Raw genomic sequence first — 19,734 nt, forward strand, 5'->3', positions numbered from 1 at the left:
CCCAATTCCCGACGCTGCACGCCACTCAATCAAGAATGGAAAACATATTTAATTACGAGAATACTCGGTAAGAAAAATCCAATCCGGCATCTTTAATAACTCCCTTCGCCACCTCACAAAAATCGATCGCCACCTTCGATAGCGGGTATTTTGAAAGCAATTCGATTTCACACCTACAATTCCGCGCATCTGGATAGTGATCGTAAATTTCACCACTTTCTATAAATCTAAGGTAGGTGTTGATTTTCTCCTGAAGCAGCAACAAGTGCTCATCCTCCGGCGCAATCCATTCCAAATGATCCGAAATACCGAGTCGAGCAACTCCCTTTGATGGGTCCACTCCAATCAAGTCAACGACATTAGTTTCAGTGATTGACATTTACTTTCCCTTACTATTGCTAGGTGGTGATGTAGTGATGTTTGGGCGAACGATTTCCACGCTCGTCGGTGGAATTACTGTTCCGCCGGGGAAGCCCGGTTTCCCTTTACCAACAACAACGGCTCCATCTGTTTTGATTTGCGGAAATGCTGCTGCTTGATTCTTCGTCAGCGGCGCAGTGTCGGACGACTTACATTCAACACAGCCAATCGTACCGTTTGAATCTTTGGTCATGATATCGAGTCTTGTCCGCGTGCCATCAGTAGTCTTCACCGTAATCTGTTGACCAACTTGGGGATACTGGTTCTGGTACGCAGCCGCAGTTGCATTCTCAAACGCATCCGACTGCGCCTTGTTCTGCAATATCGTAGTTTTACCGGAACCCCTTCCGGCCCCAGCCAATCCCCCAGCAGCTAACGGTGCAACTGGTACGACCGCAGTGCTTCCATCTTGCTTTGGAGCGAAAGAAGCTTGACCAAGAATCTCCCGTTCCTTCTGCAACTCTTTCCGCAGGTCGGCAATTTCCTTCTGTGCTTCGTTCTCGTTCTTGTCGTTGTTCTGATTGTAGAGGTTGACGCTCGATGCCGTCGCCGCGCCAGCACTCCCTCCAACCAACGCGCCTCCCAATCCCGACGCGATGTTGCCGGCAATATTTCCGATCAACTGCGAGCCAGTCGCACCGCCAATCGTATCTGACAGTTGTTTCGTCTGGTCCGCAAGTGCGTTCGACAAGCCAGCGCCTGCGGCACCGCCCAATACGCCAGTTAAGGCGCTGCTACCGCCCAAGCCACCAATCAATGCGCCGCCACCCATCTGCAGCATACCGCGATTGGCTCCGCCTTCTTTCCATGCTTCAGCTGTATCCAGCGCAGTCGCAAGGGCATCGAGGTCGCCGCTCGCAAGCGCAGCCTTCGCGTCGGTAATCGCCTGATCGCGCTTCATATCTGCATACGCGCCGATACCTTGCGAGACGACCTGACCAGCTGCCTGCGCCGCATTCACCGTGTCAGCTTGCTTATCCAGCAGATTCTGCACGTCCGGCGTCTTCGAGACCGTTCCGTTCAGAGTCGACGTGTCGCGGTTCAGGTTCGCTACGTCCTGTGTCTGGGCCGCCGGTTTCGTGATATTGATCGTGCCGGCACTGACGCCGCTACGCGTGGTCGCGTTCTCGTCGCCGCTGTCAGACTGCGAAATCATCGGCGTCACACCGCCCGCACCGCTGACCGATCCTGGTCCGATCGCCTTGCCGGTAACACCAACACCTGCGCCCGCACTGAATCCGTTACTATCCGCCGCGTAATGCGAGTGATTTTCGATATCGCTGTAAGTCAGCGAACCCGTCGTCAAGGTGTTCTTCGAGGCGTCGGCCGAACTGCCGATATACGCGCCCTTCAAATCGGTATTGCCCTTGACGGTCACATCAAAGCCGCCGCTACCGGCTTGAATGCCGGCTTGTTCGTTCACGCCGGCATAGTTGCCATCCGCATGCCCGTTCTGCGCGCTGAAGCTCGCGCTTCCGCCGCCCATCGTACTGACGCTGATACCGCCGCCCGCGCTGCTTTGATGTGCCGTGCTATACGTCGTGTCCTGTACGCTCTGCACGTTCAGGTTGCCGCCCACATCCGCTTTAACGGTGCCGCCGCTCACGTTCGAACCGATCACGTTCGTATCGCCGCCACTAAGAAGCGTCACGCTGTTCGCGCCGGTCACGTGCGAATTGTTCTGCATCGCGGCATCGCTGTTGCCGTCGCCATGCGCGCGCGACATCGCCGCAGACACCCCGATACCGTTCGTGCCGATCGACACGCCGACGCTCGCGCTTGATGACGAATTCGAGCTACGCGTTGAATCCGTGTTCGTCGTGTTCTGCAGGCCAATCTGATTCTTCGCGACCAGCAACACATCGTTGCCCGACACGTTCGAGCCAGCAACTGTGATATTGCCGCTACCCGGCGTGCCGTTACCGGTCGCAATCAGCGACGTGGTGCCGCCAGCCGTCACGCTCGATCCACGCTGCGTTGTCTGGTTCTCCGACGTATCGAGTCGACTGTGGCTCGATCCGACGCTGACTTGAACACCGATGCTCGGCGCACCGCCGCCCGCAAGTGCACCGCCGGTCAGCCCGGCTACACCCATCGCAGCATCGCCTGCCGCCGCAATCGCGTGCAGGGCCGTCGCACGGCTGTCGCCGGCACCGCTCTTAGCTGCCTGCGCCTGCTGATACGCACCGTTGATCGCATCACCGATGCTGCCCGACAGGCCGAGCGTGACGCCGCTGCTGCTGGTTGTCTCGCTATGGGTCGTGTTGCTAGTATCCGTCGCAGAATCGATCACGACATTCGCGGCGCTGCCCGTCAGGTTCTTTCCGGCAATCAGGTCACTACCCGTCACGTGCAGGGTGTCGCCGGCCTTGACATTCAGGTTGCCATTGAGCGAACCAACCGTGCTCGCGTTGTTCGTCACGGATTCGGCATGATCCGTATCGTTCTTCTTCTGCGTGCCGATACTCACGCTCAGGCCGCTTGTGCCGATACCCGAATGCGTTTCGTGGTAATAGCTGTCCTGCGAAACCGTATCCTTGGACGTCGTGATATTGACGTTGTTCGTCGCGGCAAGGCTCACATCGTTCGTGCCGACGACCGTGCTGCCCTGAACGGTCAGGTCGCGGCCCGACTGAATGTTGACGGTATTGCCCGATACCGTGCTGCCGACGCCGACATTCGCATGCGTGTCCGTCATCGAAGCGATCTTCGTGCTGCTGATGAAGCTACCGCGACTGACCTGTACATCCTGATACTTGTCGTGTTCCTCGCGGGCTTCGTTCACTGTGACGTTGCCCGTCGCAACGATGCTCGCTGCACCGGTCGCGTTCTCAACACCATTCGTCATACCAGCGGTCAGGGACGAGCCCGTGAGCGTCACGTTACCTTTCGACGCATCGCTGCTCGCGGCCCCGAGCGCCGCATTGCTGCCCGCTGTGAATTGCGTACCGACGGCGTGTTCGTCGTAATTGTGATCGACTTCCTTGCGCGTCTTGCTGTCCGCCGCAACGTTATCGAGCTTCGAGGTATCCGTGACCGTCGTTGCCGTCAGGTTACCGCCTGCGAGCACCGACAGATCCTTACCAGCGGTAACCGTCGCGCCCTTGAGCGTCGTATCGTTACCGCTTTGCATCCCCAAGCTGCCGCCTGCGGTGATGCCGCTCGTGACGTTCGTCGTCTTCGATTCTTCCCAATGATGCTGATCGTTCAGATACATCGATTGGTTCGTCGTGGACTGAATCGCATCGACGTTGATATCCCGGCCTGCCGTGACCAGCGCATCGCCGCCGGCCGACAGATTCGCACCGTGCAGCGTGAGGTCGCGACCGGCCTCAACGGACAGGTCGCCCGTTGCCGCAATCGTGCCTTGTTGTCCGACCAAGCTTGTGCTGACTTTACTTGCACCCGATACGCCAATCGCGCCCACGGTATCAACCAGTGTCGTGTTGACGATATCCCGACCCGCCGACACGGCTACGCGGTTGCCGGTGATCATCCCCGACGAATTCACGACGTCGTTAGACGCAACAACCTGCGTCGTGCCGTTCGTGCTGTCGCTCGAAATCGTACCGCCCCGATTCAGGATATCGGTCGCCGTGAGCACGGTCTTCGTACCGCCCTTGATGACGCCCGAATTGGTCGTGCTGCCGACCATATGAATTTCCACGTCGTCGGCCGCAATCAAGCCACCGGTCGGTTGCAGGTCGTTCGCATGCGTCTGCGCCATATAGACGACCGGAGCCAGCACGTGCGTCGTGCTGCCGTCGGGCAGGGTCACCGTTTGATCGACCAACCACACGATATCGCTCGTCAGCGCATCCATCTGCGCAGCGGTCAGCGCCATGCCGGGCACCAAGCCGAATTCCTTCGCGTAGTTCGCACCGTTCGTCATCAGCGCCCGATATTCGTCTTCCGCGCTCGCATAGCCCGGCAGGAAAGTGCGCCCCGTCAACTCCGTAATCTGGTTGCGTACCATCTGCTGCTCATACATTCCATCACCCAGACGCTTTTCGATGCTCGCGGGGTTCAGGTTCAACTGGCCGAGCATGTAGTCGCTCGAGATGAAATTCGTATAGCTCGTCAGGCGCGGATCGGTGACGACCAGATAGGGCTGGCCCGGTGCGGGCTGAATCGAGTACATGCCGCTGGTCGGCAGCGTGATCGACAAAGCACCGGTTGCACTGGCGACTGACTGCGGCGCGGGAACAGTCGTTGTGCCGCTGGCCGTGCCGACCTTGATCAATTGACCACCCGACGCCCCCGCCACCGTAGCAGGCGTGCTGCCTGACACGCCGCCGTTGCTCTGGTTCGTGCCGAGCGTGCCGCCCGTTGCGCCGGTCGCAGAATTTTGCGCAGCGACGTTTTGGTTATTGACGCTCTGGCCGCTGATCGATACGGACTGGTTCGCGATGATCGTGCCACCCGTGCCACCGATGGCAACCGGCGTATATACCACGGGCGGTTCGACGATCGTGCCGCGATCCTGCGTCGTATCCTCGTTCCACGCATACATCGACACGATATTGTCGGTCTGGTACTGATACAGGGTTTGACCGACGTTGTTCACGACCGTGCCGCCGTAGCTACCGCTGCCAACGGAGCCGTTTTGCTGCGTGCTGCCAATTTGAATCGACTTGCCGGCAGTGATTACGCTGTAGTCGTTGTTGACCGTGCCGACGTTCGCCATCGTGATACTGTCGCCCGCGACGAGCTGCGCCTGCGGCGCCTGACTTGTTACCTTGTCTTGCTGAATCGTAGACGTCGTATCGCGCCAGATTTCGACCCGCTGATAGCCGTTATGACCGTCACTGCGCGTCGTGTATTCAGAATCGGGCACGTAGTTGATGTGCGGGTCATAGCCGGCCCAATAAACTGCCGTGACACTGCCATCGCCGTTCACAGTCAGCGTGTTGTAGTACAGCGTTTGCTGTTGCCCGTTGACGTTCACGACCAGTACGCGATCAACAGGATTGGTCCCGTTCGATTGGGACACGACTTGGCTCGCCGAGTAGGTTGCCGTCTGCGGTGTCTTGTACGGACCTGACCATGTTGCATACGAACACACACCGTGGTTTGGCGCGGCATTACCGGTCGGACAACCGATGAACTGCTGTCGCTTCGTTTGGTGCGTGGTCGTTGTGTCGGTCGTCTCGGTCGCGACGGTCGGTGCGGGACGCGAATTGGTGAACGTGCCGGCGGCAAGTTCGATGTTGCCTTGCGCTTCGATCGTGGATTGATCGTTCAGCACATTTTGCGTGCGGTTCGCGAGTAAGCCACTGGCGTCACGCTGGCCGTTCGCCGCGATATTGATATCACCAACGCTGTACAGGTTCGCGCCGCCCGTGTTCGACAATTGGTTCGATGCGTACAGATTCAACTGATTGGCGGCAGCAAAGACAGCGGCGGCCCCCGTATTGGTGATCGTCGCCGCATTTGCCGTGACGTTGCTGCCGATCACGGTCCCCGTGTTGTTCAGCGTCGTGCTGTTGGTCGTGACCGTATCGCCTTCGATGCGGCCGGCGTTATCGATCGTGCCGCCATTCGCGTTGACCGTCGTGCTGGCGGAATTCAAATCCGCGCCGCTCTGATTCTCGACGTTCGCAGCGTTCACCGTGAGTGCGCCATTGGCATCCAGCACGCCTTGGTTCGTCAGCTTGCCCGACGTGGTGAAACTCAGATCACCATTCGCGTGCAGCTTGTTCGCTGCCGTCTGCGTGTAGTCGCTCGTGAGCGTGATCGTGCCGTTGCGACCGGCAACAACCGAACCGTCGCCCGTCAGCGTGCCCGCTGTCAGCGACAAATCCTGATCGCTGCCGATCGCACCTCCCGAATTCGACAAAGTACCTGTTTGAATCGCAATACTGCCGCCGCTGTCGGCGTCGTTGCCGATCTTGCCGGACGTGTCGTCAATCAATGCAGCGGCCAACGACAGGACACCGTTTGCATGCACAGATCCGTTTTGGTTGGACAGCGCCGCGTTCGCGCCGTTGAATGTCAGGTTGTTCGCCGCCGACAGCACGCCGCCAGCATTGTTCGCGTTACTGGCGACGTTCAACGTCAGGTCGTGGCCAGCCAGTGTCTGACCGCCTTGCGCATTGGTGAGCGTTTGCGCGGTTAGCGTCACATCGCCGTTGCCGCCAATGGTGCCGGCACCGGCTTTGCCGGACGCATCGGTGTTCGTGATCGATGCGCCGCCGTCGATCGTCGTCGCGCCCGTGCCAATATTGGCGATCCGTCCGTCACTATTATCAATGCTTGATCCGGCCAATTGGAGCGTCGCCGTTGCTCCGTTCGCTTCGATTTGCCCGCCGCTATTGAGCACCGCGCCAAGCGCCGCGACCTTGAGGTTTCCGTTCGATTGAATTAGGCCAGCCGCATTCCCGAGCTGGCCGTTCGATTGCACCGACAGCGATTGTGCTGCCAGCAAAGAACCATTCGAATTGTCGATCGTGCCACCCGAAACCGACACGTCACCGTTGCCGCCGATCGTGCCGCCTGCCGTGTTGGTCAACGCGTTCGTCGTCACGGACAGCGCATCCGTGCCGAGCGCCTTAACGGCACCGCCGTCGTTTGCCAAGCTGTCGGCCGAGAGCGCCAGCGCGTGGTTCGACTCGATCGCACCGGTTTTGTTGTTGACCGCTCCTTGCGAATTGATCGTTACGCTGTCGGCACCGATGTATCCGGCTGCGCTGTTATCGAGCGATTGCACGCCGAGCGTGGCCTGCCGCTGCGCCGATAACGTACCTGCTTGGTTCGATAGGGCAGCAGCGGTCAGCGCGAGCGCGCCGTTGGTCGCGATGGAACCATGATTGCTCGACAACGCGCCTGTTTTAACTGTCAGCGTGCCGCTGCCCGCGTGCGCGATCGTGCCTTGGTCGTTCGTGAGCGATCCGGACGTGATCGCCAAATCCGAGCCATTGCTCTGCAATTTGCCGGACGTGTTGTCAATGGCGTTCGTGACTGCGATGGTTGTTGCGCCGGTTCCCGTCTGCAAAACGGTGCCGCCATGATTGACCAGATCGCTTGCCGATACGGCGAGTTGGTCCGCTTCAATTGCGCCGCCGCTGTTCTCGACCGTGCCTTGCGCATGCAAGTCAACCGTGGCGGCGTTCACTGTACCGCCGGTACGATTGTCCAGTGACTGTACGGCAAGCGAGGCTTGCCGCTGTGCGGCAATCGTTCCGGCCTGATTCGAAACGGCAGCGGCTTGCACATTCATCGCGCCGTTGGTCGCGATCGAACCGCCTTGGTTCGACAACGTACCGGTTCCGATTGTCAGCGTCCCGCTGCCAGCATGCGCGATTCTTCCGTGGTCGTTAATCAGCGTCGCGGGTGTCAGACTCAGATCGGCGCTGTTCGTCTGTACCGTGCCCGAACTATTGTCGAGCGTGCCGGAAACCGCGATCGTGGTCGGGTTCGTGCCGGTCTGCGTGATCGCGCCTGAGCGGTTCGCAAGATCGGTTGCCGACAACGACAACTGGCTTCCCTGTATCGAACCGGAACTATTGTCCAGATTGGCCGCGCGAACGTTTGCTAACGCGCCGGCAGAAATGCTACCGGATGCGTTCGTCAGGTGCGTGCCAGCGTCGATCGATGCGTTCTGACCAGCCGTCAGCGTGCCGCTGCCGTTGTCCACGGATTGCGCACCGACGGTCAAATCGGTTGCGGCGCTGATCGATCCTTGGTTTGCGATGCTGCCGGCCTGTACCGATACGTTGCCGTCACCGCCGATCACGCCGCCTTGCGCGCCGTTCGCGGTCGTCCCCGCTGCGTTCGTGAGCAGGCCGCTCATCGTGATCGACAGACCATCTCTGTTTAGGGACGTCACGCGCCCGGCGGTATTCTGAAGGGAAGCACCGACCACTTTCATTTGGCCGGCGCTCTGGATGATGCCTTGCTGATTGTCGATCGCGCCGCCTTCCACGTCGGCGGTGTTCTGCGACACCAACGTGCCGGCCTGATTCGAAATCGCGCCGGACGTGTGAACCGTCAGCGGGCCTTGCGACGACACCGTGCCGCCCTGGTTCGACACACTGCCCGCTGTCAGCGTGGCACCGCTCTGGCTGGAAAGGCTGGCGTGATCGTTGACGATCGCGCCCGCTGCGGTCGCACTCAATGCGCCCTGTGCGCTCGTCGTCGCGTTCGACAGATTGATATCGCCCGCGTCGGCGTTCAACGCCACGCTACCGTTCGCCGCCGTCTTGCTGCCGGACAGATTGACACCGTAGCCGCGCAACGTCGCGTTACCGCCCGCGATGTTCTCGCCAGTCGCAGTCAATTGGCCAGTCGTCGTAACTTGCAGGTTGCCTGCTTGTGTGACCGTGCCGTTGCTGTCTACGCCCGCGCCAATTCCGCCCGTCGAACTCAACGATACGGCATTGATGCCGACGTCATGCTGCGCGGCGAGCATGCCACTATTCGTCATGTCCGCGCCGGTACTCATCGACACGGATTGCTGGCTGTAGGTCGTGCCGTTGTTGTCGATGCCGCCGCCGGCCGACACTGCGACGTTGCCAAGCGAACTGATCTTGCCCGACTGCACCAACCGCCCGTCGGTCGTCAGCGTCATACCGGCCGCGTCCGCTGAAAGGGTGCCAGCGTTCTGAACCCCTACAGCGCTCCCCGAACTGACGAGGAAAATGCGGTTGGCGTACATACCGCCGAGCTGGCCCACGTCGATCGCAACCGCCGGAGCCGCGCCGTCGCCCTGAATCGGCGTCGCCGCGAGCGTGTCGTGATTAACTTGATTCGAGCCAGCGATTACATTCAGGGATTTGGCATAAATAGCTGCATTTGCCTGCACTGCGCGAGCTATAATGTCAACCTGATCGATATTTTCCGCATTCAGGCCCGATCCGGATACCGTGACAAGCCCGCGATTGACGTTGAAACCAACGACAGAGCCATCCGCACCATAATACGGCACGCCCGTTGTCAATACGGCGCGTGAGGTATTAATAAACCCGCCGCCGTCGATTTGTAAGCCGGCCGGATTGCTTATGATGAGTTCGGCTTTTTGCCCTGCAATTTCAATAAAACCGCGAATCGAGCTGGGATTGTTGCTGTTGACTTGGTTGACAATGATCCGCGCAGCGTCGTTTGGCCCGAAATTCGGGTTGCCGTTGATCATGCCCGCTTGCTGCGTGTTAACGATGGTGGGCGAATTGTTGAGTATCGCGCCGGGTTTTTGTACGTCGAATTGATTGTACGTATTTAGAGAAACCCCAGCGCCTCCAGGCTTATTAATGTTGACTTGCGGCAATCCGTTCTGCGTCTGGATCACCGAAGGCGCATGCGCGCCGCCGCCTACAATCTGCGCATTCACCCACATTGGCATTGCGCCTGCTACCACCAGTACCGCGAATGCCGCGTGACGCAGTGCGAAACTCGCCAGCATGTCCGGCACACGGCTATCGGCTGCGCACACTACCTCGCCCTTACTGACCTTCCCCGTTGCGTGGGCAGTCTCTTCCACCGCAACCAACATACCGCGTACGCGGCTAAAAACCAGTCGATATTGATTCTTGTTCATGATTCTGGTCTACCCCGAAATTCATGGCTCGCGCGTCACGCGATTTAGTTGTTGTATGGTCTTCTAGAACGCAAACACGCGACCATGAATGCAAGTTAAAGAGTGTTAAGCGTTGTGCAGGCGAGACGCAATTTTTGCGCAAACGGGATAAATTTAGTGCATTGCAATTGATAGTTGCGACCATTCTTCGTCTTTATGCAGCGCATGTAATGCGTAAGCTGTACGCAAGACATCCTCCTGCATGCGCGCTTCGCGCTCGTACTGCTCGCTCAGTTGCTCAATCGACGCAAGTAATACAGCGTGATCAATATCGGGGCACTCGACCCGCGTCCCATATCGAGCGATCGCGGCCAGACGTGCGAAATACGTGACGCGCTTCCGGGTGTTTTCCAGCGCGATCTGTGCGATGGTTTCCAGCACGGCAACGTCGTTGGTCAACGCCTGGTAGCGCTCAATCAGGTTATCGTTATTCATACGTCCGGATCTCTCGGAAGCTGTCGGCTGAATGGCTCGGAACCGCCGACATACGGCAATACGTGCGAGCGAAGTGGTTGCGATCGAACCGTACACGGGAAAGCACGTAACCGTCCATCGAAACAACTCGATTTTTTCAATATTTGAAGATTGGTGATTTTCAACAATTATCAAAAAATATTTAGACTTTATTTTTAGATAGCCTAATCTCGAAATTCCGGAGAGCCCGCTTTTAATGCGATATGTGCGATCGAGGCAATGACTCGTCATCGCTAAGCGTAAGCCAACGCTTGGCAACAGCAATACGTAATCATTGATGATGCACTATCGCGTGCGCTTCATATAGCTTGCTAAATTTGCAGAGAAAGGCCATTGAACCCGCCCGTTTCACATTGTCGCGATCGGCATGCACGCCATAACGCGCAGTCGACGCCAGTCTCGCGCGGTGGTCGATTCGTGGTGGGTATCCAACCCGCGCCGCTGAAGCCGATTTGCCCTAGGTTACGTTGAATCCCCCAACGCACCATCCGGGTTGAAGGTCGGGTGATGAAAAAAATTTCACCCCTATATCACCTCCTTGAGCACGGCCAATCCCGGCCGCTCCGCCGACTCTCTCTTGAGTTGGCTCACTTCGCTCAGGAGCCTCTGTGAACTTCCCCCTCTCTCCCATCGCGCTTGCTGCTATGGCGCTCACCCTCGTCGTCTCGCTCGCATTGGCCGCCTATTGGTTGGTCAGCAGAAACCGGCGACTACGCCTCCACCACTCCGCTCCAGCATTTCCCTTGTCCCCCCGTGTCGATACTCATGACGAGTGGGAAGCCGACGCGCCCTATCCTGATCACGTACTGCGTGCGACCGCCGACGATAGTCAGGAATACGTTCGACGAACGGGGCGGCGTGAGTCGTTCGAGACACCCGAATCGTCGCGCCTCCCCGAGGACGCCCGTGACGTCTCGCCGTATGCGTCACTGCAATCCCGAGCGTATGCATCGACTTCAACCGAGCCGGCTATACGGTGCCCGCATTGCTTGTCGTCACGGATCGACACGCTCAATATCGGACGCAAGACCGGCAGCACGATCGGAAGCGTCGCAGGGGCAACAAGCGGGATGGCGATGGCGCTTTCCGGTGCCGAAGCTGGCGCAGTCGTGGGCGCAATTGGCGGGCCGATCGGCTCGGTCTTTGGCGGGCTGGCCGGCGCGGTCATCGCCGGTCTGGTGGGCAGCGCCGCGGGCTGTGCCGCTGGCTCGGCCGTGGGCGCCGCCATCGACGACAACGTGCTCGATAACTTTCGGTGCCGTTCGTGTGGGAACGTATTCGGCTCCCCGCCTCAGTAACGCGCACATCTACATTTGCCACGCCCGCCCACATCACCTCGCTGGCACATCCCCCTCCCACCCTGTCCCGCGTCGATTTCTCTCCGCACCTTCATTTCGCTCGGCGTCAGTCGGGCTTTCCGCACTGTGATTTTTAATAGGAGCATTTCCTCATGCATCTCGTCCAAACCATGGCGTATGTCGGTGCCGAACCCTGGCACGGTCTCGGCAACAAGCTCGCCCCGAAACAACCGCTCGAAGTCTGGGCGCAAGCCGCTGGCATGGACTGGCGCCTGGCCGCTGGAACAACAAGGGAGATAAGCGCAGAGCGCACTGCATAACGAAAGTGCCCTTGAATCCATCAAACGCTCGCAGCAACTCGCCAACCTGGCGCCAGTCCGTGATCGATGCAAAGTGCTTGGCTCGCGGCACTGGAACGGCTCCAACCAGATCCCGGGCCGGGTCGGCCTTGCAATAACCCTCCCTGATTCCATACCGAAAAACCATGCTCAGCTCGGAGCGCACACGGTCAGCCGTATATCGAGCCCCCTCCCTGCAATCCGCTTCATCACAGATAGAATTTCAGGCGCATCGATTTGATCAATGGGGCGTTTCCCCAACCACGGGAACACATCGCTGACGAAACGAGCCAATGTTTTGCCGTATTGTTTCGGCTCGACTCGGGAACGGCGCGCTCTTCCATCCACACGCGCGCTACAGCCTCCAGACTGTTGGAAGCAGCAAGCACCGCCGCTTGCTTCGCTGCCTTTTTGGCTTCACTCGGGTCAACGCCCTCAGCTATCTGGGCGCGCGCTTCGTCGCGCTTCTTTCGAGCAGTTTGTAGACCAACTGCCGGATAAGCGCCGATAGACAACGTTTTCTGTTTCTTGAACGCATCGCGGTACAAATACCGCCAGAGCTTGCTGCCAGTAGGCATCAGGAACAAGAAGAGGCTATCGCCGTCGGCAAGCTTGTTGCCCGTACCGCTGGGGTTGTACTTGGCGTTCTTGCACTGGAGGTCTGAGAGTGCCATCGGATATCCTGTTGGTATCGCCACACGCCGCAAGCGTGCCAGCATTGCGATACCAACAAAAATACCATCAAACCATTCGGATCGTGTTGGATTCCGGCGGACGATGCCGGACCTTAGAATCAGCGAAACCCTTATCTGTAGCGGGTTTCACGGACATTCCCGGACTTCCCCGGAACTTGAGTTGGTGCGTGAGGCCGGACTCGAACCGGCACACCCTTGCGGGCGTCAGGACCTAAACCTGGTGCGTCTACCAATTTCGCCACTCACGCGCATGTCCGTTGCCTGATCGCGCGGCACGCAAGATACGTTCTCCGCGCGCCCGAAATACCCGGGACCCTTCGCGCCGACCCGAAAAGCCGGCACGCCCGATCAGGCGAGCGCGAGATTCTACCCGATCTCCGCCGCATTGTCTCGCCCCGCCGGCATCGCTCGACGAGCGGTGCTAGAATGCCGCGCTCGACGTGTCGGCCACGCGCCGGCACGCGTCCCCCGAACCCGCCTTCGCCACGATCCCGCCCGTGAACTTCGACGACTACTGTCAGCAAAAGGCTGCTCCCGCCGGTTCCAGCGTCTACTACGCGCTGCGCCAGGCACCGCTCGCCGCCGCGCCACGCCTGACGGCCCTGTTCGCGCTGCGCCGCGAACTCGAGGAAACCGTCAAGGAAACCAGCGACCCGACCGTCGGACACACGAAGCTCGCATGGTGGCACAAGGAACTCGCGGCACTCGCCGCCGGCGAACCGACACACCCGGTCACGAAAGCGCTGGCGCAACATCATCCGTCGATCGCGGCTGAGGCCGACGCGCTACGCACGCTCGTCAACGGTTACGGGATGGATCTCGAACAGGCGCGCTACCTGGATTTCGCGAACCTGCAGCGCTACACCGCGCAGGTCGGCAGCACATTCGCATCGCTGGTCGCGCGCGCGAGCGCCGCGAATCCGGCCGACCCGCAGCCGTGGGCCGCGGATGTCGGCCACGCGCTGATGCTCGCGCAGTTCGTGCAGGAACTCGGCAACGATGCGCGTCATGGCCGCATCTACCTGCCGATCGACGAACTGCAACGCTACAACGTGACCGCGGCCGATCTGCTGAACCGCCGCTACAGCCCGGCCTTCACCGAGCTGCTGCAGTTCCAGACGGCCCGGGCGCGCGAAGCGCTCGCTGCGGCCGACGCGGCGATCCCCGCATCCGAACGCCGCGCGCAGCGCACGCTGCGGGCGCAGATCGCGCTGGCCGGCGCGCTGCTCGACGAAATCGAGCGCGACGGCTTCCAGGTGCTGCATCAGCGCATCGCGCTGACGCCGATCCGCAAGCTGTGGATCGCATGGCGAGCCGCACGCCGCCGCTGACCCGTAGCGCAACGCGACGCACTTGCACCCTCACGCCTTGAGCAGCGGCAACGTATCGAAGCGCTGCTGCAGCACGCGCGTCGCATCGAGCCCCCACCACGGCCCGAGCACGGTCGCATAGAGCTGGCGGAAATCGACCGCGACCGGCAGGTTGCCGTTGCCGTCGAGGTGCCCGAGCGCGGGCGGCGCACCGTACAGGCCGCCGGCCACGCGGCCGCCCATCACGAAATGCGGCGCGGCCGTCCCGTGATCGGTGCCGTTGCTCTGGTTCTCGCGCACGCGCCGGCCGAATTCCGCATACGTCATCACGAGCGTCTGGTTCCAGCGCCCGAGCTCGGTCAGCGCGCTGCGCATCGCGCTCATCCCTTCCGCAAACTGCTTGAGCAACGCCGCCTGCTGTCCCGGCTGGTTCTGGTGCGTGTCGAATCCGTTGAGCGTGAGCCGCAGCACCGCGACGCCATCCTGTGCCCCCGGCCCCGGCGCCTCGCATGCGGCGAGCACCTGCATTGCCGTCTTCACCGACGTGCCGAACGTCCCGGCCGGAAAGGCCGTCCTGAACGCGCGCATCCCGCCGCGCGGGCGCAGCCGGTCGGCTGCCTTCACGATATCGTTCTCGACGTCGACGATGTGCGCGAGCGCCGGATTCCGTTCGCGCAGCGACGACGGCTCGGCAAGCCGCGCCGCACGGATGAACTGCGCGGGATTGACGAGCGCGATCGCACGCGCGCCGTTCGCGAGCGGCCCCATCTCGGCGCTGCCGAGCACGACGCCGTCCGCCGCGAAACCGGGCGGCACGGGCGCCTGCGCAAACGTGCGCGTGAGCCAGCCTTCGTGCAGGTATTGATCGGAACGCGACGCGGTATCCCAGATCTCGATCGAGCGGAAATGCGACAGGTTCGGCTGCGGATAGCCGACGCCCTGCACGATGGCGACCTGTCCGTCGCGCCACAACGGCATCAGCGGTGCCAGCGACGGATGCAGCCCCGTATGCGCATCGAGCTGCAGCACCTGCTCGCGCCTGATGCCGATGCCGCGGCGGAACTGGTAGTACAACGGATCGGCATACGGCACCACCGTGTTGAGCCCGTCGTTGCCGCCTTTCAGCTCGACGAGAATCAGCACGTTCGCATAGCCGGCCGTCGTGCGCGCGGCTGGAGCGGCCAGCGCGGACGGTTGCCACACCGACACGCCCGCGGCCGCCGCGGCGCCCGTCAGCGTCAGAAAGTCACGTCGATTCATCGCGCATCCTTCGGTTCGCCGCGCGGCACATTCGCCGCTGCGGCGCGCCTCTCCATCGTCGTTTTCGTCATTTCAGTTGATAGGCCGGGTCCATCAGCAGCGCCTCGAGATACGCGCTGCCGGTCGAGTCCGTATCGATCGCCGCAACGGGCGACACCGGCAGCACCGCATGCTGCAGTTGAAGCTCGATCGACAATCCCGCCGTCGCCTGCGGTCGCGCGCGATACTGCGCGAGCCAGCGCTCGAGGTCGAACCGCAGACCGCCGTGCACGGGTTTGGCCGGCCCGCCGCGCATGGCGGCAGCAGACGCCGTGTCGACCACCGGCACCACGTGCGCGCGGGCAGCGCGGGCATTCGGCGGCGGCGCCATCGCAGGCGCCGGCGCGCGCATGCCGGCCGTCTCGGTCGCGCGGAACAACTGTTCGACGAACTGCTTGCGCGCGAGCAGCGTGGTGCTGTTGATCCACATCGCGCCGCCCGGCCAGCCCTTCACGTTCGGCGGATAGAACAGGTTCTGCCCGAGCGTGCGCACGGTGTTCGCGAGCATCTGCGGGTCGCCGTACGCGACGTCGAAGAGCCGCACCGAGCCGACCACGAATTCGGCCGGCGATTTCACGAGCACGCCGCGGTTGCGCGGATCCCAGAATGCATCGGTCGACCACAGCGCGGCGAGCGCCGCGCGAACGTCGTAGCCGCTCGCGCGAAACCGCTCGGCAACGGTGTCGAGCGCGCCGGCGTCCGGCGTATCGGAAACGAACTCGCGCCACAGCTTGCCTGCAATGAAGCGCGCGGTGTCGGGCCGCTTCAGCAGGATGTCGAGAAACCCGTCGCCGTCGAACGCGCCGGTCTCGCCGAGAATCGTCTTGTCGCCTGCATCGTGCCATTCGGGCCGCACCACGAAGCGCAGCGTATCGGGATCGATGCTCCAGCCGGTCATCGCGCGCGCGGCTTCGGTCACGTCGCGCTGCGTGTAATGCCCTTCGCCGAGCGTGAACAGCTCCATCACCTCGCGCGCGAAATTCTCGTTCGGGCGCCCCTTGCGATTGCTCGCGCCGTCGAGATACTGGAGCATCGCCGGATCCTTCGCGACGGCATGCAGCAGCGTGCCGAAATTGCCGAGCGCCTCGCGGCGAAACAGCGCGTTCTGCACGGCCATCGTCTGCGGATACGGCACCTTGTCCTGCCCCGACGTGAAGTGTCCATGCCAGAACAGCGTCATGCGTTCGGTGAGCGGCGACGGCGTCACGATCATCTCGTTGACCCATGCGGCGCGTAACGCATCGTAACGGTGATTGCGTTCGCGCTGCGCGTCGCGGCGCATGTCGGGCGTCAGCGCCTGACGCTGCGCGCGTGTCGGCGGCAGCTCGGCGATCCAATCGGGCCACGTCGTCACGGGGTCGCGGCGCACATCGGCGAGCACGTCGGCCACGGCCTGCGCGCGCGTCATGCCGACGACGCGGGCAACCTCGGCAGGGGCGGGAGAAAAGCCGGTACGGCTCAGGAAGAACGACGCATCGTCGGCGTCGAGCGGCGCCTGCATCGCGGGTGAAACCGATGCGGCAGCATGCGCTTTCATCGTCTGGAACTCCCGGAACGCACCGTCGGCGCGGATGCCGGTTCAACGGCGGGACGCGGGTGAAAGTTGACGGAAAAATTGCTACGGAATTTTTCGGGCAGCGGGCAAGGCGCGCGGCTCAGCGCTTGTACAGCTCGCGGACGGCGTCTTCGATGTGCTGACGCAGCAGGTGGCGCTCTTCGGGCGTCATGTGCCCGTCGCGGCGGCGCTGTTCGAGATCGGGAGGCACGGCGGAACGAACCGCCGTGTCGGCGGCGCGGTCGGGCTGCGACGCTTTGCCGCGCTGCATCTTGCGCGACCATGCGCCCTGTTCGGGGCCCTGCGCATACGCGAAGTTCGACGCATATGGACCGGCAAGTGCGATCGTCAGCATCAGTGCAATCCGGGCAGATCGCATGACCGTCCTCGCTTCTCTGGTCGATTTGTTCCCTTCGTCACGCGGCAACCGGTTACCTCTGGTACTTGAAAAACCCTGCGGAATTCGGGTGTGCAAAGATGAAAGATGGAGTGCAGGGAGTATCCACCGAATTTCGGCTTCGAGTAAAGGAATCTCGATAGCCTGCCTTTACTCTCTACGACACTACGGGTAAATTTTGTAACTGACTGTAACGCCTGAAAATACGCGACCGTGCGTGATTTCTCATTCGCGATAAGATGCCGCTCATGGAAACGAAAAACCCCTCCAAGATTCTCGTCGTCGACGACGACCCGCGCCTGCGCGATCTGCTGCGCCGCTATCTCGGCGAGCAGGGTTTCAACGTATACGTCGCGGAGAACGCGACCGCGATGAACAAGCTCTGGGTGCGCGAGCGCTTCGACCTGCTCGTGCTCGACCTGATGCTGCCCGGCGAAGACGGCCTGTCGATCTGCCGCCGTCTGCGCGGCAGCAACGACCGCACGCCGATCATCATGCTCACCGCGAAGGGTGAAGACGTCGATCGCATCGTCGGCCTCGAGATGGGCGCCGACGACTACCTGCCCAAGCCGTTCAACCCGCGCGAACTCGTCGCGCGCATTCACGCGGTGCTGCGCCGCCAGGCGCCGGCCGAACTGCCAGGCGCACCGTCCGAAACCACCGAGGTGTTCGAGTTCGGCGAGTTCTCGCTGAATCTCGCGACGCGCACGCTCACGAAATCGGGCCAGGAAATTCCGCTGACGACCGGCGAATTCTCGGTGCTGAAGGTATTCGCGCGTCATCCGCGCCAGCCGCTGTCGCGCGAGAAGCTGATGGAGCTCGCGCGCGGCCGTGAATACGAAGTATTCGACCGCAGCCTCGACGTGCAGATCTCGCGCCTGCGCAAGCTGATCGAACCGGATCCGGGCAGCCCGCGCTTCATCCAGACCGTCTGGGGCCTCGGCTACGTGTTCATTCCGGACGGCGCCGCCTGATCTTCTTTCTTTCCGGTTTCGCCTGTCCTCGGCCCGTCCCATGCGTATCGACCGGCGCCTCCTGCAGCTCGCGTTCGGCGGGCTGTTCTGGCGCACCTTCCTGCTGATCGCGCTGCTGATCTCGGTCAGTCTCGCCGCGTGGTTCCAGAGCTTTCGCGTGATCGAGCGGGAGCCGCGCGCGCAGCGCGTCGCGCTCCAGCTCGTCGCGATCGTGAAGCTCACGCGCACCGCCCTGCTCTATTCCGATCCCGATCTGCGGCGCGCGCTGCTGCAGGATCTGGAGAGCAACGAGGGCGTGCGCGTTTATCCGCGCGAAAAAACCGACAAGTTCAAGCTGCAGCCCGACGAATCGCTGAATCGTCTGATCGAACACGACATTCGCAGCCGTCTCGGCGACGACACCGTGATCGCCCAGTCGGTCAACGACATCCCGGGCGTATGGATCAGCTTCAAGATCGACGACGACGACTACTGGGTCGCGCTCGACCGCGACCAGCTCGACAACGTCACGGGCCTGCAGTGGGCCGGCTGGGGCCTGTTCGCGCTCGCGCTGTCGCTGTTCGGCTCCGCGTTCATCACGAGCCTCGTGAACCGGCCGTTCTCCAGACTCGCGCTCGCCGCGCGCCAGGTCGGCTCGGGCCAGGCGCCCGATCCACTGCCCGAGCGCGGAATGGGCGTCGCGGCCGACACCAATCGCAGCTTCAACCAGATGGTGCGCGACCTCGAACAGCTCGAGGCCGATCGCGCGCTGATGCTCGCGGGCATCTCGCACGACCTGCGCACGCCGCTCGCGCGGCTGCGGCTCGAAACCGAGATGAGCCCGTCCGACCAGGCGACCAAGGACGCGATGGTCGACGACATCGAGCAGATGGACCGCATCATCGCGGCATTCATCGACTACGCACGCCCGACGCAGCGCAAGCCGGAGCCGGTCGACCTGTCATCGATCGTGCAGGAAGTCGCCGCACGCCTGTCGGGCGAGGACGGCGTCGAGATCCACACCCGGCTCGCGCCGACCGCCGTGATCGAAGCCGACGAGACGGACATGCGCCGCGTGATCGGCAACCTCGTCGAGAACGCGCGCAAGTACGGCCAGAGCCGGCAGGACGGCGTGTCGCGCATCACGCTCGAGACGCGCGTGACGCACGCACGTGTCGAGCTGTCGGTGAGCGACGAGGGGCCCGGCATCCCCGAGGACCAGCTGCCGCTCGTGATGCGGCCGTTCTACCGCGTCGACACGGCCCGCACCAAGGCGGACGGCACGGGGCTCGGCATGGCGATCGTGCTGCGCCTCGTCGGCCGCTATCGCGGCGCGCTGCGCCTGCGCAACCGCAGCCCCGAAGCGGGCCTCGAAGTCACCCTCGAATTCCCCGGCGCCGGCAAGGCGCGTGCGACGGCATGAC

At 61.8% G+C, this 19,734-nt stretch carries 12 protein-coding genes and 1 tRNA gene; 5 read left to right on the top strand and 8 right to left on the bottom strand.

Annotated features, from left to right (window positions below):
• Positions 1–52 precede the first annotated feature (52 nt).
• From DCN14_RS24555 to DCN14_RS24565, 3 genes are all read right to left on the bottom strand, one after another.
• A complete protein-coding gene (locus DCN14_RS24555) occupies positions 53–379 on the bottom strand; it encodes a DUF6572 domain-containing protein (protein WP_096503173.1) in 327 nt (108 codons plus the stop codon).
• Positions 380–9,952 (bottom strand): hemagglutinin repeat-containing protein, encoded by a 9,573-nt coding sequence (locus DCN14_RS24560; RefSeq protein ID WP_162826240.1) that lies wholly within the window; start codon positions 9,950–9,952, stop codon positions 380–382. It abuts the gene before it with no gap.
• A gap of 153 nt (positions 9,953–10,105) precedes the next feature.
• Positions 10,106–10,426, bottom strand: coding sequence for a hypothetical protein (locus DCN14_RS24565; RefSeq protein WP_096503175.1), 321 nt, complete (start codon positions 10,424–10,426; stop codon positions 10,106–10,108).
• Between the two features lie 647 nt (positions 10,427–11,073).
• Between DCN14_RS24565 and DCN14_RS38775 the strand changes: the two genes are divergently transcribed.
• Together DCN14_RS38775 and DCN14_RS38780 are read left to right on the top strand one after the other, a co-directional pair.
• Positions 11,074–11,763, top strand: a complete 690-nt coding sequence (locus DCN14_RS38775; protein ID WP_240327329.1) for a complement resistance protein TraT — start codon at positions 11,074–11,076, stop codon at positions 11,761–11,763.
• A gap of 152 nt (positions 11,764–11,915) precedes the next feature.
• Positions 11,916–12,083 (top strand): hypothetical protein, encoded by a 168-nt coding sequence (locus DCN14_RS38780; RefSeq protein WP_240327433.1) that lies wholly within the window; start codon positions 11,916–11,918, stop codon positions 12,081–12,083.
• A 227-nt stretch (positions 12,084–12,310) separates the two neighbouring features.
• On the opposite strand, the gene DCN14_RS39165 is transcribed toward DCN14_RS38780, so the two are convergent.
• Together DCN14_RS39165 and DCN14_RS24580 are read right to left on the bottom strand one after the other, a co-directional pair.
• Positions 12,311–12,775: an Arm DNA-binding domain-containing protein gene (locus tag DCN14_RS39165; RefSeq protein WP_346265275.1), complete on the bottom strand. Its 465-nt coding sequence runs from the start codon at positions 12,773–12,775 to the stop codon at positions 12,311–12,313.
• Positions 12,776–12,957: 182 nt separating this feature from the next.
• A tRNA-Leu gene (locus tag DCN14_RS24580) sits at positions 12,958–13,044 on the bottom strand.
• A gap of 249 nt (positions 13,045–13,293) precedes the next feature.
• Here DCN14_RS24580 and hpnD point away from each other — a divergent pair.
• Entirely contained in the window at positions 13,294–14,127 is an 834-nt protein-coding gene (gene hpnD, locus DCN14_RS24585; protein ID WP_096503177.1) for a presqualene diphosphate synthase HpnD, read from the top strand.
• A gap of 30 nt (positions 14,128–14,157) precedes the next feature.
• Here hpnD and DCN14_RS24590 read toward each other — a convergent pair whose 3' ends face one another.
• The 3 genes from DCN14_RS24590 to DCN14_RS24600 all read right to left on the bottom strand — a co-directional run bounded on the left by DCN14_RS24590 (position 14,158) and on the right by DCN14_RS24600 (position 17,339).
• Entirely contained in the window at positions 14,158–15,366 is a 1,209-nt protein-coding gene (locus tag DCN14_RS24590; RefSeq protein ID WP_096503179.1) for a DUF1501 domain-containing protein, read from the bottom strand.
• A gap of 67 nt (positions 15,367–15,433) precedes the next feature.
• Entirely contained in the window at positions 15,434–16,942 is a 1,509-nt protein-coding gene (locus DCN14_RS24595) for a DUF1800 domain-containing protein (RefSeq protein ID WP_096503181.1), read from the bottom strand.
• A gap of 118 nt (positions 16,943–17,060) precedes the next feature.
• Entirely contained in the window at positions 17,061–17,339 is a 279-nt protein-coding gene (locus DCN14_RS24600; RefSeq protein WP_096503183.1) for a hypothetical protein, read from the bottom strand.
• Between the two features lie 266 nt (positions 17,340–17,605).
• Here DCN14_RS24600 and ompR point away from each other — a divergent pair, with 266 nt between their 5' ends.
• On the top strand, positions 17,606–18,331 hold the full coding sequence (ompR, locus tag DCN14_RS24615) for a two-component system response regulator OmpR (protein ID WP_004199523.1): 726 nt from the start codon (positions 17,606–17,608) through the stop codon (positions 18,329–18,331).
• Between the two features lie 40 nt (positions 18,332–18,371).
• Positions 18,372–19,733: an ATP-binding protein gene (locus DCN14_RS24620; RefSeq protein WP_096503185.1), complete on the top strand. Its 1,362-nt coding sequence runs from the start codon at positions 18,372–18,374 to the stop codon at positions 19,731–19,733.
• Position 19,734 lies beyond the last annotated feature (1 nt).

The organism is Burkholderia sp. IDO3 (assembly GCF_003366075.1).
In the GTDB taxonomy this organism is placed as follows: domain Bacteria; phylum Pseudomonadota; class Gammaproteobacteria; order Burkholderiales; family Burkholderiaceae; genus Burkholderia; species Burkholderia anthina.